The following is a 14,328-nucleotide window of genomic DNA, read 5'->3' on the forward strand; positions in this document are numbered from 1 at the left end:
GATCCTGCCGCCGGAAAGAAAGAATGCCGGCCCGCCCGGCACAAGGGAGGAATTGATGGCGCGTTTCTGGAGTTCGGGCCTTGGCGGCCTGCTCGCCCGGCAGGGCATCCTGGTGGCCTTCGCCCTGTTCATGATCGGCTTCACGCTCGCCAATCACCGCTTTCTCGATCCCGATAACATCATGGGCGTTGTGCGCTCGTCGGCGATCCTGGGCGTCATGGCGCTGGGCGTCACCTTCGTGGTCATCAGCGGCAACCTCGACCTGTCGGTCGGCTCCATGATGTCCTTCTCCACCATCGTCGTCCTCGACCTGCACGACCGCATCGGGCCGGCGCTGGCAATCCCCGCCATGTTCGCCATGACCCTGGTGCTCGGCGCCATCATCGGCTTCCTGGTCGGCTACCTGAAGCTCAATTCGCTGATCGTCACGCTCGGCATGCTCTCGGCCATCCACGGCCTCACGCTCACCTATTCCGGCGGCAAGAACATGGACATCGCCGACAAGGAGGGCACCTGGTTCTCCGTCTTCGGCCAGGGCGAGATCCTCGGTTTTCCGGTGCCCATCCTGATCTTCCTGGCGCTGGCCGCCTTTCTCGGCATCGTGCTCGCGCGCACACCCTTCGGCCGAAAGGTCTACGCGGTCGGCGGCAATGGCGTCGCGGCCACCTTTTCCGGCATTCGCCGCGCCCGGGTCGTCTTCGCCACCTATCTGATTTCCTCGGCCTGCGTGGCCACAGCCGGCCTGCTGCAGGCCAGCCGCTCGCTCGGCAGCCAGAACACGGTCGGCCAGGGCATGGAACTGGAGGTTCTGGCGGCCGTCATCCTCGGCGGCGCGTCTCTCCTGGGCGGTTCGGGCACCATCTTCAAGACCGTCATCGGCGTGCTGATCCTCGGCTTCATCCAGAACGGACTTCTGCTCGTCGGCCTGCAGTTCTACGCCCAGTATGTCGTCACCTGGATCATCATCATCCTCGCCGTCTGGCTCGACATCGCGGCCAAGCGCGGCCGTCTCTGGTCGCCGATCGCGTGAGAAAGAGGCAGACCGTCATGGACAATGCAAAGCTGAAGAACAGGCTGAAATACGGCGCCATCTGGGGCTTCATCGCCTTCGAACTGATCTTCTTCACCGTGGCCGGCGAGTATCTCTCGCTCAGCGACAAGGTCTTTCTCGACCTCGACAACATGATGCTGCTTTTCAAGCAGTCCGCGCCCATCGGCATCATCGCCCTGGGCATGACGATCATCATGATCAACGGCAACATCGACCTCAGCGTCGGCGCCACCTTCGCCCTCAGCGCCATCGTGCTGCTCGACAGCATGACATGGCCGGTTTTCGCCGGCCTCGGCGACTGGGTGATCCCGGTGTCCTGGCTGCTGGCGCTGCTGACCGGCGTGGTCCTGGGCGCGGTCAACGGCCTGATCGTCTGGAAGACCGGGGTCGACGCGTTCATCGTCACGCTCGGCTCCATGCTCGGCTATCGCGGCCTGGTCTTCATGTACCACGGCGAACAGCCGACCTCGCACCTCAACTGGACGCTGGTCGACTTCGCGGAGGCCAGTTTCCTCGGCATCCACACGCCGACCTGGTTCCTGCTCGCCGTCGCCGTGGCTATGTGGTTCCTGATGACCCGCACCGTCCACGGGCGTAACGCCTATGCGGTCGGCGACAACCGCGAGGCCGCCGTCAATGCCGGCATTCGCGTCGGGCCGCACATCCTCGTCAATTTCATGCTGATCGGCTTCCTGGCGGCGCTGTCGGCGGTGGTCTTCTATTCCGAATCCGGCTCGGTGAACCCGAACGACGGCGAACTCTACGAACTGTGGGCGATCACCGCGGTCGTGCTCGGTGGCACCAAGCTGACCGGCGGCTCCGGCTCGATCGTCTCAACCTTCGGCGGCGTCATCGCCATCCAGCTGCTGCGCAAGGGGCTGGGCCATATCGGCGCCGACACAGAGACGGTCAACCTGGTCATCGGCGTCATCCTGATCGCCGTGCTGTTCCTCGACCGGCAGCTCAACATCAAGGGCAGGGAGGAGTTGAAGACATGAGCGGGCAGCAGGCACCGGTCCTTCGCCTCGAAGGCATCGTCAAGACCTTTCCGGGCGTGCGCGCCCTGGATGGCGTCTCCTTCTCCGTCCAGCCGGGCGAGGTTCATGCCCTGATGGGCGAGAACGGCGCCGGCAAGTCGACGCTGATGAAGGTGCTCGGCGGCATTCACCAGCCCGACGAGGGCCGCATCCTCATCGACGAGAAGCCGGTTGTCATGGCGTCGCCGCTGGATGCCAAGGCCAAGGGCATCGTCTTCATCCACCAGGAACTGAGCCTCGCCCGCGAACTGTCGGTCGCCGAGAATGTCTTCCTCGGGGAATTGCCGCGCAAGGCTTTCGGCCTGGTGGACTGGAAAAAGCTCAACGACGACTGCGCCGCGATCCTCGAGAAGCTGCGCGTGCGCTTCACGCCGCAGACAAGGGTCGGCGACCTCTCCATCGCCAACCAGCAGATGGTCGAGATCGCGCGGGCGCTGGTCCACGAGGCGAAGGCCGTGATCTTCGACGAGCCGACCGCCTCGCTGACCGATGCCGAGAAGGTGGTGCTGTTCGACGTGATCGCGGATCTCAAGACCCACGGCGTCGGCATCATCTATATTTCGCACCGCATGGAGGAGATCTTCCGCATCACCGATCGCATCTCGGTGCTGCGCGACGGCACCTACCGCGGGACGCTCGTCACCGCGGAAACGACCGAGGAGGAGATCACCCAGCAGATGATCGGCCGCAAGCTGGACCTGACGCGCAACATCCGCCCGGTCGAGACCGGCGACGTGGCGTTGGAAGTGCGCGGCCTGGCCTGCGGCGACCTGTTCCAGGACATCAGCTTCAAGGTTCACAAGGGAGAGGTCGTCGGCTTCTACGGTCTGGTCGGCGCCGGGCGCACCGAGATCGCCGAAACGCTGTTCGGCCTGCGCACCCCGACGGCCGGCTCCATCCATCTCGATGGCAATGAGGTGACCATCGAATCGCCGGTCGATGCCATCCGCCTCGGCATTTCGCTGGTGCCGGAGAACCGCAAGGAACAGGGCCTCGTGCTGTCGATGAACTGTCGCGACAACATGACCCTGCCGCAGGTCGACGACCTGACCGCCGGTCCCTTCGTCTCCGACGGCGCCGAGGTGGCGATCTTCGACCAGTATCGCGACCGGCTCGACATCAAGACGCCGGGCTGGCGGCAGCTTGCCGGCAACCTTTCCGGTGGCAACCAGCAGAAGATCGTCATCGGCAAGTGGCTGTCGATGAAACCGGAGGTGCTGATCGTCGACGAGCCGACCCGTGGCATTGATGTCGGGTCGAAGTCCGAGATCCACAACCTGATCCGCGACCTGGCCGCTCACGGCTACGCCGTTATCGTCATTTCGTCGGAAATGCCGGAGGTCCTGCACGTTTCCGACCGCGTCATCGCCATGTACAGCGGCCGCATCACGAAGGAGTTCACGGCGGCAGAGATTACCGAGGACAAGCTCATCCAGGCGATCTCGGGCCTCAATGGCTCCAGCGGCAAGGACGCGGCCTGACATGCGGCTGGGATTTGCCGGTCTGGGCCGCATGGGCACGCGCATGGCCGCCAATGCGGCGCGTGCCGGCTTCGATGTGATGGTGTGGAACCGCAGCCCGGAACCGGCCGCCAGACTGGCCACCGAGGTGCCGGTCGGGATCGCCGCATCGCTTGGCGAACTCGCGGCCCGGTCCGCCGTGATCGTATCCATGCTGGCCAATGACGAGGCCGCACGTGCCGTGCATCTGGGCGACGGCGGACTGGTTGCCTCCGGCGGTGCGGAATGCATCGTGGAAATGGGCACCATCAGCCCGGAGCTTGTCACCGGGATCGCGGCGGAGGCGTCGGCGCGCGGCAAGCGCTTTCTCGACGCGCCGGTGTCCGGGGCCACGCAGGCCGCGGCGGACGCGCAACTGCTGGTCATGGCCGGCGGGCGCGAGGCCGGCTACCCGGACCTGCCTCCTGTCTTCGGCGCCATGGCCCGCAAGGTCATCTGGCTCGGGCAGAGCGGGCAGGGGGCCGTGATGAAGCTCGCCGTCAACATGCTCATCCACGGCATCAACCAGACGCTGTCCGAGGCACTGGCGCTGGCCGGCCGCTGCGGCATCGACGAGGCACTGGCCTTCGACGTGGTGGAAAGTTCCGCCGCCGCCGCGCCGATGCTCTCCTACCGGCGCCCGCTCTATCTCGACGAGGCGGCCCACCCGGTGAGCTTCACCGTCGATCTGGCGGCCAAGGACGTCGGCCTCGCGCTTGACCTTGCGCGCCGCCACGGCGTCTCCATGCCGCAGACGCGGGCCACGCTGGACGTGCTCGATGCGGCCTGCCGGGCCGGGTTCTCGGGACGCGACATGGCGTCCATCCTCACCTTCATGAAGGAGGCAAGACCGTGAAAGCCGTACTCTTTGTCGGAGGCTGGGAAGGCCATTCGCCGACCGAATTCGGAGACTGGTGCCGCGACCTGCTGGAGGCCGAGGGTTTCGAGGTGGTCACGCACGACAGTTTCGCGCCGCTGGCGGATCCGCGCGCGATGGCCGACGTCGACCTGATCGTGCCGATCTGGTCCAGCGCCCGCTCGTCCCACAGGCCCGAATTCGGCAACATGACGAAGGCGGAGGAGGACGGGCTCCTGAAACTGATCGCCAGCGGCTGCGGCATCGGCGGCTGGCATGGCCACATGGGTGACGCCTTCCGCGACCGTCCGACATACCATTTCCTGATTGGCGGCCAGTTCGTTGCCCATCCGCCCGGCTGGCCCGACAATCCGGTCCCCTCCGACGATTTCGTCGATTATGACGTCACCATCTGCCGCCCGGACGATCCGGTCGTGCGCGGCATCCGCAGTTTCCGCCTGTTCTCCGAGCAGTATTACATGCTGGTCGACCCCTCCAACGAGGTGCTGGCGACGACCACCTTTTCCGGCGACCATCTCTGGTGGATCGAGGGCACCGTCATCCCCGTCGTCTGGAAGCGGCGCTGGGACAGGGGGCACGTCTTCTACTGCTCCATCGGCCACACGCTGGACGATCTCAAGGTGCCGCAGGTCACCGAGATCATGCGCCGTGGCCTGCTCTGGGCTGCACGGCCGCAAGCGGCTGCGGCCGCCTGACCTCGTGGCCTGGCGCGGGCGCCGCTTCACGCTGCGTTTTCGCGCCGGCTGCATGTCGCAAACAGGCCCACATTCCATGCAAGGATGGCTTTGATAGGATTTTCCAATCGCCTGACGGAACAGCGTTATTGATCCGTCCGGCCGATCCCGCGACAATTGTCGCTCTAACGGGAGGAATCCGATGCCAGACCTCGCCCAGGCAAGCGATGTGCGCGACCGCACGCGGGAAATCGTCACGGCCCATGAAGGCCGGCTGGGTCCGCTGCTGCCCATCCTGCATGACATCCAGCACGAGTTCGGCCACCTGCCTGAGGAAGCCCTGCGCGTCGTCTCCGATGCGCTGAACCTCAGCCGGGCCGAAGTGCACGGCGTGGCCAGCTTCTACCACGATTTCCGCCAGGCGCCGGCCGGCCGCCACGTGCTGAAGATCTGCCGGGCCGAGGCCTGCCAGGCGTCCGGTGGCGAGGCCATCGCCGAGAGCGCGGCGTCCACCCTGAAGATCGGCTTCGGCGAAACCTCGGCGGACGGCGCCGTGACGCTGGAAGCTGTCTACTGCCTCGGCCTGTGCGCCTGCGGACCGGCCGCGATGATCGACGGCAGGGTTGTCGGACGCGTCGATGACACCAGATTGAAGTCCATGATTGCGGAGGTCAGCCAATGACCACCACTGTTTACGTTCCGCGCGATGCGGCTGCCCTGGCGCTCGGCGCCGATGCGGTGGCCGAGGCCATCGCGACCCAGGCAAGGGACCGCGGCGCCGACGTCACCGTCGTGCGCAACGGCACCCGCGGCATGGTCTGGCTCGAGCCGCTCGTCGAGGTCGAGACAGCGCGGGGCCGCGTCGCCTACGGTCCCGTGGCGTCCGGTGACGTGGCCGGTCTCTTCGACGCCGGCTTCCTCGACGGCGGCGACCATCCGCTTGGCCATGGCCTCACCGCCGAAATCCCCTTCTTCAAGCGCCAGACGCGCCTGACCTTCGCCCGCTGCGGCCTGATCGACCCGCTGTCCCTGGCCGACTACGAGGCCCACGGCGGACTTGCCGGCCTGAAAAAGGCGCTGGCCATGGACCCGGCCGGCATCGTCGCCCAGGTCACCGATTCCGGCCTGCGCGGCCGTGGCGGTGCCGGTTTTCCGACCGGCATCAAATGGAAGACCGTTCTGGAAGCGCGAGCCGACCGGAAGTTCATCGTCTGCAATGCCGACGAGGGCGACAGCGGCACCTTTGCTGACCGCATGATCATGGAAGGCGATCCCTTCGTGCTGATCGAGGGCATGGCGATCGCCGGCATTGCAACGGGCGCGACCATGGGCTTCGTCTACCTGCGCTCCGAATATCCCCAGGCGATCGAGGTCATGAACGCCGCTGTCCGCCTGGCCCGTGAGGCCGGCATCCTGGGTGCCGACGTTCTCAAGTCCGGCAAGGCTTTCGACATGGAAATCCGCGTCGGTGCCGGCGCCTATGTCTGCGGCGAGGAAACCTCGCTGCTCAATTCGCTGGAAGGCAGGCGTGGCGTGGTGCGCGCCAAGCCGCCGCTGCCGGCCATCGAGGGCCTGTTCGGCAAGCCGACGGTCGTCAACAACGTCATCTCGCTTGCCTCCGTTCCGGTCATCATGGACAAGGGCGCGGCCTTCTACCGCGACTTCGGCATGGGCCGGTCGCGCGGCACGATCCCGCTGCAGATCGCCGGCAACGTGAAGCACGGCGGCCTCTTCGAGACCGCTTTCGGACTGACGCTTGGCGAGATCGTCGACGACCTTGGCGGGGGAACAGCCTCCGGCCGTCCGGTCAAGGCGGTGCAGGTGGGTGGCCCGCTGGGCGCCTATTTCCCGCGGGCGCTTTTCGATACGCCCTTCGACTACGAGGCCTTCGCGGCGAAGGACGGGCTGATCGGCCACGCCGGCATCGTCGTCTTCGATGATACGGCCGACATGCTGAAACAGGCCCGGTTCGCCTTCGAGTTCTGCGCCATCGAGAGCTGTGGCAAGTGCACCCCTTGCCGCATCGGCGCCGTTCGCGGCGTCGAGACGCTGGACAAGCTGGCCGCCGGCATCGAGCCGGATGTCCAGAAGGACCTGGCTGCCGATCTCTGCAACACGATGAAGTTCGGTTCGCTTTGCGCGCTGGGCGGTTTCACACCCTATCCGGTGATGAGCGCGATGACGCATTTCCCGGACGACTTTTCACCCCGCGCCATGAAGGAGGCCGCGGAATGAGCGCGGCCCGCACAACGCCATTCGGGAGGGTCTGACCCATGGGACTGGTCCACGAAATCGACTACGGAACGCCCGCATCGAAATCCGGGAAACAGGTCACGCTGACCATTGACGGTTTCGAGGTGACGGTGCCCGAGGGCACCTCCGTCATGCGCGCCTCCATGGAAGCCGGCATCCAGATCCCGAAGCTCTGCGCGACCGACATGGTCGATGCCTTCGGGTCCTGCCGGCTCTGCCTCGTGGAAGTGGAGGGACGCAATGGCACGCCGTCTTCCTGCACGCTGCCGGCCACCGACGGCATGGTCGTCCACACCCAGACCGGCCGGCTGAAGCAGTTGCGCAAGGGCGTGATGGAGCTCTACATTTCCGACCACCCGCTCGACTGCCTGACCTGCGCGGCCAATGGCGACTGCGAACTGCAGGACATGGCCGGAGCGGTCGGCCTGCGCGACGTGCGCTACGGTTACGAGGGCGACAACCACGTCAAGGCCCGCGACAATGCCGGCGACATCAACATGCGCTGGATGCCGAAGGACGAGTCCAATCCCTATTTCACCTATGATCCGTCCAAGTGCATCGTCTGCTCGCGCTGCGTGCGCGCCTGCGAGGAAGTGCAGGGCACCTTCGCGCTGACCATCGAGGGCAGGGGCTTCGAAAGCCGCGTCTCCGCCGGCATGCACGAGGCCTTCCTGGAATCGGAATGCGTCTCCTGCGGCGCCTGCGTCCAGGCCTGCCCGACGGCGACGCTGCAGGAAAAATCGGTCATCGAGATCGGCACGCCGGAACGGTCCGTCGTCACCACCTGCGCCTATTGCGGCGTCGGCTGCTCGTTCAAGGCCGAGATGCGCGGCGACGAACTCGTCCGCATGGTGCCGTGGAAGGATGGCAAGGCCAACCGCGGCCATTCCTGCGTCAAGGGCCGGTTCGCCTGGGGCTATGCCAATCACAAGGATCGCATCCTCAACCCGATGATCCGCGACAGCATCGACGAGCCGTGGCGCGAGGTCTCCTGGGGCGAGGCGCTCACTTTCGCCGGGTCCCGCCTGCGCGCGCTGCAGGAAAAGCATGGCAAGGAGTCCATCGGCGTCATCACCTCGTCGCGCTGTACCAACGAGGAGACCTTCCTCGTGCAGAAGCTCACCCGCGCGGTCTTCGGTAACAACAACACCGACACCTGCGCCCGCGTCTGCCACTCGCCGACGGGCTACGGTCTCGGCCAGACCTTCGGCACCTCGGCCGGCACCCAGGATTTCGACAGCGTGGAGCACACTGATGTCGTCATCGTCATGGGCGCCAACCCGACCGACGGGCATCCGGTCTTTGCCTCGCGCCTGAAGAAGCGTCTTCGCCAGGGCGCAAAGCTGATCGTCATCGATCCGCGCCGCATCGATCTCGTCAAGTCGCCGCACATCCGAGCCGCCCATCACCTCGCCCTGAAGCCCGGCACGAATGTCGCCGTGGTCACGGCGCTCGCCCACGTTATCGTGACCGAGGGCCTGTTCGACGAGGCCTTCATCCGCGAGCGCTGCGACTGGGACGAGTTCCAGGATTACGCCGAATTCGTTGCCGATCCGGCGAACAGCCCGGAAGCGGTGGAAGGCCTGACCGGCGTTCCGGCAGCCGAGCTTCGCGCCGCCGCCCGCCTCTATGCCCGCGGCGGCAATGGCGCGATCTACTACGGCCTCGGCGTCACCGAGCACAGCCAGGGGTCCACGACGGTCATCGGCATCGCCAACCTGGCCATGCTGACCGGCAACATCGGCCGGCCGGGCGTCGGCGTGAACCCGCTGCGCGGCCAGAACAACGTGCAGGGTTCATGCGACATGGGGTCCTTCCCGCATGAACTGCCGGGCTACCGGCACGTGAAGAACGCCGACGTGCGCCAGATCTTCGAGGACATGTGGAACGTCTCGATCTCCGACGAGCCGGGCCTGCGCATTCCCAACATGCTGGATGCCGCTGTCGACGGCACGTTCAAGGGCATCTACATCCAGGGCGAGGACATCCTCCAGTCCGATCCGGATACCAAGCATGTCTCCGCCGGCCTTGCCGCCATGGAATGCGTGATCGTCCACGATCTCTTCCTGAACGAGACCGCGAACTACGCCCACGTCTTCCTGCCCGGTTCCACCTTCCTGGAGAAGGACGGCACCTTCACCAATGCCGAGCGTCGCATCAACCGCGTGCGCAGGGTCATGGCACCGCGCAACGGCTACGCCGACTGGGAAGTCACGCAGATGCTCGCCAATGCCATGGGCGGCGGCTGGGCCTATACCCATCCGGCGGAGATCATGGCGGAAATCGCGGCGACCACGCCGAGCTTCGCCAATGTCACCTACGACCTGCTGGAAGAGCGCGGCTCCGTGCAGTGGCCGTGCAACGACAGGACGCCGGATGGCTCGCCGGTCATGCACGTGGACGGCTTCGTGCGCGGCAAGGGCCGCTTCATCCGCACCGATTACGTCGCCACCGACGAGAAGACCGGCCCGCGCTTCCCGCTGCTGCTGACGACAGGGCGCATCCTCAGCCAGTACAATGTCGGCGCGCAGACGCGGCGCACGGCCAACACGGTCTGGCATGGCGAGGACCGGCTGGAAATCCACCCGCATGACGCCGAGCAGCGCGGTATCAAGGATGGCGACTGGATCAAGCTGGCCAGCCGTTCGGGCGAGACCAGCCTGCGCGCCGAGATCACCGATCGCGTCGCGCCCGGCGTCGTCTACACCACGTTCCACCACCCGGGCACGCAAGCCAACGTCATCACCACCGATTATTCCGATTGGGCGACGAACTGCCCCGAATACAAGGTGACGGCGGTGCAGGTCTCGCCGTCGAACGGGCCGACCGAGTGGCAGCAGACCTACGAGGACTTCTCCGAGCGGTCGCGGCGCATCGAGGCGGCGGAATAGCATGAAGTCCGCCCGCCGGATCCCGACGCAGGCATGGCGTCTCGGGCGCTATGAGACGGCGTCGCGGGAACTGGCGGCCGAAGCGGCAGTCGCCATCAGCTACAACGGCGTGTCCCATGCCGTGCTGATGGCGACCCCGGCGGACCTCGAAGACCTGGCCGTCGGCTTTTCCTTGTCCGAGGGCATCGCGGCGTCCGTCGCGGATATCGAGGCTGTGGCCGTGCTGGAGGATGCCCGCGGCTTCGATGTACAGGTGCGCCTTGCCACGGATGCCGGTGACCGGCTGGCGGCTCGCCGCCGGGCCATGGCCGGCCCGGTCGGCTGCGGCATGTGCGGGCTGGAAAGCATCGACGCTGCGCTGCGTGAACCGCCGAAGGTGGCGGCAACGGCGCGGCTGCGGCCGCTGGATATCGCCGAGGCCTGCAGCGTTCTCGCGCACGCCCAGTCGCTCAACCAGCTCACCCGCTCCGTCCATGGCGCGGGCTTTTTCGTCCCGGGCCGTGGCCTCGTCGCCATCCGCGAGGACGTTGGCCGTCACAACGCCCTCGACAAGCTGGTCGGCGCCATGGCCGGCGCGGACGGCATGGGCGCGGGGGCCATCGTCACCAGCAGCCGCGTGTCCATCGAACTGATCCAGAAGGCCGCGGCCGCGGGATGCGGCGTCCTGATTGCCATTTCGGCGCCGACACTTTTGGCCGTCGAGATGGCCGAACGCGCCAACATCACGCTCGTCGCCATTGCGCGCGGCGAGGAATTCGAGATTTTCACCCATCCGGACCGCATCAAGGAGGGAGCCCTGCCGCATGTCGCCTGACAAGCTCGCCCGCATGGCCAACCAGATTGCAACCTTCTTCCACACTCGCCCGCATGACGAGGCCGTGGAGGGAATCGCTAACCATCTCAGCGACTTCTGGGAGCCGCGCATGCGCACCCAGTTCTTCGATCTCCTCGAGCAGGAGCCCGACCTGTTCGACCCGCTGGTCCGCGAGGCGTCGGCGAAGGTGCGCCCTGTCTCGGCATAAGCCTTGGAAAAGCAGGCGTTCAAACTGGACGCCGCGCCAGCTTGCCGCTAGCGTCCCGGCCCTTGGGAGATGGTCGACACGCCGGGAGCGACGCGATGCTGGACAGCAATGAATTGAAGGGTTTGTGGCTCGGCCGCGTTTGGCGTGAAGGCGTCGGCCCCGCCGTTGTCACCCTGCGCGATGGCGTCGTCACCGACATAACGTCGCGCGCGGCACCGACCACCCGCGACATCCTCGAGTTCGACGATGCCGCCGCCTACGTGCGCGAGGCACCGGGCGAGGCGATTGCCCCGCTTGAAAACCTGCCGGAACACGGCGCCCGCCTGCTCGCCCCCTGCGACTTGCAGACGGTGAAGGCCTGCGGCGTGACCTTTGCCCGCTCGATGGTCGAGCGCGTGATCGAGGAGCAGGCCGCCGGCGATCCGGACAAGGCCCAGGCCATCCGCGCCCGCATTTCCGAGAAGATCGGCGATACGCTGGACAACATCGTCGCCGGGTCCGAGCAGGCGGCCAGGGTGAAGCAGGAACTGATCGCGCTCGGCGTCTGGTCGCAATACCTGGAAGTGGGCATCGGCCCGGATGCCGAGGTCTTCTCCAAGGCACAGGTGCTGTCATCCGTCGGCCACGGCGCGGAGGTCGGCCTGCACCCCGTGTCGCGCTGGAACAACCCGGAACCGGAAGTCGTCCTCGCCGTCGACAGCCAGGGCCGTATCCGCGGCGCGACGCTCGGCAATGACGTCAACCTGCGCGACGTGGAGGGCCGCTCGGCGCTGCTTCTGTCCAAGGCCAAGGACAACAATGCCTCCTGTTCGATCGGGCCGATGATCCGCCTCTTCGACTCCACCTTCTCGCTTGATGACGTCCGACGTGCCGAACTCACGCTGACGGTGGAAGGCGAGGACGGTTTCGTGCTGAACGGCCATTCCTCCATGCGCGAGATCAGCCGCGACCCGGAAAACCTCGTTGCCCAGACGATCGGCCGCCACCACCAGTACCCTGATGGCTTCATGCTCTTCCTCGGCACGCTCTTCGCCCCGACGGAGGACCGTGATCACCCCGGCCAGGGATTCACCCACAAGCTGGGCGACCGCGTCACCATTGCCTGCCCGGGGCTGGGAAGGCTGGAGAATACGGTGCGCCTGTCCACTGAATGCGCGCCCTGGACCTTCGGCGCCGCGGCCCTGATGCGGAACCTGGCCGGGCGTGGCCTCCTGTGACGGGTGAACGGGCAGGGCCTCTTGCAGGCCTTGCCCTTCCCAATCGCACGCCCCGCCCCATCTGTTGCGCGTCGAACCAAACCGGAAAACAGGACGGGCCATGAACGCCATCGTCGAAGTCGAAAACCTGCGCAAGGTCTACGAGGGCGGTTTCGAAGCTCTCAAGGGGGTCGACCTGTCGATCCGCGATGGCGAGATCCTGGCGCTCCTGGGGCCGAATGGCGCCGGCAAGACGACCCTGATCTCGGTCGTCTGCGGCATCGTCACGCCGACGTCGGGCAGCGTGCGCGTCGGCGGTCACGATATTATGGCCGATTACCGCGCGGCGCGCTCCATGATCGGCCTTGTGCCGCAGGAAGTGGCGCTGGAACCGTTCGAGACGGTCATGTCCACGGTCCGCCTGACGCGCGGGCTGTTCGGCAAGAAGCGCGACGACGCCTATATCGAGAAGGTGCTCACCAGCCTGTCGCTTTGGGACAAGCGCGACACGCCGACGAAGGCGCTGTCGGGCGGCATGAAACGCCGTGTCCTGATCGCCAAGGCGCTGTCGCATGAACCGCGCGTCATTTTCCTGGACGAGCCGACCGCCGGTGTCGACGTCGAGCTGCGCAAGGGCATGTGGGATATTGTGCGCCAGCTTCAGGCCGACGGTGCCACCATCATCCTGACGACCCATTACATCGAGGAAGCCGAGGCCATGGCGGACCGTGTCGGCGTCATCAACGACGGTCGCATCCTCCTGGTCGAGGACAAGGACGCCCTGCTCAAGGAGATGGGCCGCAAGGAGCTGACGCTGACGCTCGCCACGCCCCTGGCGAGCCTGCCGCCGGCCCTGTCGGGCCATGACCTGGCGCTGACCGGCGATGGCTGCAGGCTTGTCTACCCCTTCGACAGCACGGCCGGGCGGACCGGCATCACCCAACTGCTCAACGACCTGGCGGCGGCCGGTCTCACCGTAACCGACATCGATACGCGCCAGAGCTCGCTGGAGGAAATCTTCGTCGGGCTGGTCAAGGAGACGGCATGAACCTCACCGCGATCCTTGCCATCTATCGTTTCGAGATGGCCCGCACGGCGCGCACGCTGCTGCAGTCCATCATTTCGCCGGTCCTGTCGACCGCGCTCTATTTCATCGTCTTCGGCGCGGCCATCGGCTCGCGAATCCAGCAGGTCGACGGGGTGGACTATGGCGCGTTCATTGTGCCGGGCCTGATCATGCTGACCGTCCTCCAGCAGTCGGTCACCAATGCCGCCTTCGGCATCTATTTTCCGAAGTTCATCGGCACGGTCTACGAACTCCTGTCCGCACCGGTGTCCTTCATCGAGATCGTCATCGGCTACGTCGGGGCGGCGGCGACCAAGTCCTTCATCATCGGCATGATCATTTTCGCCACGGCCCATCTCTTCGTCGACCTGCCGGTCGCCCATCCGGTCTGGGCCCTCGCTTTCCTGGTGGCGACCTGCGTCAGCTTTGCCCTGCTGGGCTTCATCATCGGCATCTGGGCGGCGAACTTCGAACAATTGCAGCTGGTGCCGCTGCTCATCATCTCGCCGCTCGTCTTCCTGGGCGGCAGCTTCTATTCCATCACCATGCTGCCGCCGTTCTGGCGCACCGTGTCGCTGTTCAACCCGGTCGTCTACCTGATCTCGGGCTTCCGCTGGGCCTTCTTCGGCCTGTCCGACGTGCCGGTCGCGGCCAGCCTGCTGGCAATCCTCGCCTTCATGTCGCTTTGCCTCGCCATTATCTGGCTGATCTTCCGGACAGGCTGGCGGCTGCGAGCGTGACAGGCCTGTTTGGGCGGGGGCC

At 66.0% G+C, this 14,328-nt stretch carries 13 protein-coding genes; all 13 read left to right on the forward strand.

Annotated features, from left to right (window positions below; all coding sequences use genetic code 11):
• The first annotated feature begins 55 nt into the window (after positions 1-55).
• Positions 56-1,030, forward strand: coding sequence for an ABC transporter permease (locus CSC94_RS10855; RefSeq protein ID WP_099306486.1), 975 nt, complete (start codon positions 56-58; stop codon positions 1,028-1,030).
• Positions 1,031-1,047: 17 nt separating this feature from the next.
• Positions 1,048-2,049: an ABC transporter permease gene (locus CSC94_RS10860; protein WP_099306363.1), complete on the forward strand. Its 1,002-nt coding sequence runs from the start codon at positions 1,048-1,050 to the stop codon at positions 2,047-2,049.
• Positions 2,046-3,569, forward strand: a complete 1,524-nt coding sequence (locus CSC94_RS10865; RefSeq protein ID WP_099306364.1) for a sugar ABC transporter ATP-binding protein — start codon at positions 2,046-2,048, stop codon at positions 3,567-3,569. Before CSC94_RS10860 ends, CSC94_RS10865 begins: the two co-directional genes overlap by 4 nt.
• A gap of 1 nt (position 3,570) precedes the next feature.
• Positions 3,571-4,443: an NAD(P)-dependent oxidoreductase gene (locus CSC94_RS10870; protein ID WP_245408322.1), complete on the forward strand. Its 873-nt coding sequence runs from the start codon at positions 3,571-3,573 to the stop codon at positions 4,441-4,443.
• Positions 4,440-5,159, forward strand: a complete 720-nt coding sequence (locus CSC94_RS10875; RefSeq protein ID WP_099306366.1) for a ThuA domain-containing protein — start codon at positions 4,440-4,442, stop codon at positions 5,157-5,159. Before CSC94_RS10870 ends, CSC94_RS10875 begins: the two co-directional genes overlap by 4 nt.
• 181 nt (positions 5,160-5,340) lie before the next feature.
• Positions 5,341-5,820, forward strand: a complete 480-nt coding sequence (locus CSC94_RS10880) for a formate dehydrogenase subunit gamma (RefSeq protein ID WP_099306367.1) — start codon at positions 5,341-5,343, stop codon at positions 5,818-5,820.
• Positions 5,817-7,373 (forward strand): formate dehydrogenase beta subunit, encoded by a 1,557-nt coding sequence (locus CSC94_RS10885; protein WP_099306368.1) that lies wholly within the window; start codon positions 5,817-5,819, stop codon positions 7,371-7,373. The genes CSC94_RS10880 and CSC94_RS10885 overlap by 4 nt, the downstream gene beginning before the upstream one ends.
• 38 nt (positions 7,374-7,411) lie before the next feature.
• Positions 7,412-10,282 (forward strand): formate dehydrogenase subunit alpha, encoded by a 2,871-nt coding sequence (fdhF, locus tag CSC94_RS10890; RefSeq protein ID WP_099306369.1) that lies wholly within the window; start codon positions 7,412-7,414, stop codon positions 10,280-10,282.
• A gap of 1 nt (position 10,283) precedes the next feature.
• Positions 10,284-11,096 carry a formate dehydrogenase accessory sulfurtransferase FdhD gene (gene fdhD / locus CSC94_RS10895; protein WP_099306370.1) on the forward strand — a complete coding sequence of 271 codons (813 nt, stop codon included), beginning with the start codon at positions 10,284-10,286 and terminating at the stop codon, positions 11,094-11,096.
• A complete protein-coding gene (locus tag CSC94_RS10900; RefSeq protein WP_099306371.1) occupies positions 11,086-11,304 on the forward strand; it encodes a formate dehydrogenase subunit delta in 219 nt (72 codons plus the stop codon). Before fdhD ends, CSC94_RS10900 begins: the two co-directional genes overlap by 11 nt.
• A gap of 95 nt (positions 11,305-11,399) precedes the next feature.
• Positions 11,400-12,521, forward strand: coding sequence for a fumarylacetoacetate hydrolase family protein (locus CSC94_RS10905; protein WP_099306372.1), 1,122 nt, complete (start codon positions 11,400-11,402; stop codon positions 12,519-12,521).
• Positions 12,522-12,621: 100 nt separating this feature from the next.
• Positions 12,622-13,548: an ABC transporter ATP-binding protein gene (locus CSC94_RS10910; RefSeq protein ID WP_099306373.1), complete on the forward strand. Its 927-nt coding sequence runs from the start codon at positions 12,622-12,624 to the stop codon at positions 13,546-13,548.
• On the forward strand, positions 13,545-14,306 hold the full coding sequence (locus tag CSC94_RS10915; protein WP_099306374.1) for an ABC transporter permease: 762 nt from the start codon (positions 13,545-13,547) through the stop codon (positions 14,304-14,306). Before CSC94_RS10910 ends, CSC94_RS10915 begins: the two co-directional genes overlap by 4 nt.
• Positions 14,307-14,328: the final 22 nt, after the last annotated feature.

Origin of the sequence: Zhengella mangrovi, assembly GCF_002727065.1 — a bacterium.
Lineage (GTDB): Bacteria > Pseudomonadota > Alphaproteobacteria > Rhizobiales > Rhizobiaceae > Zhengella > Zhengella mangrovi.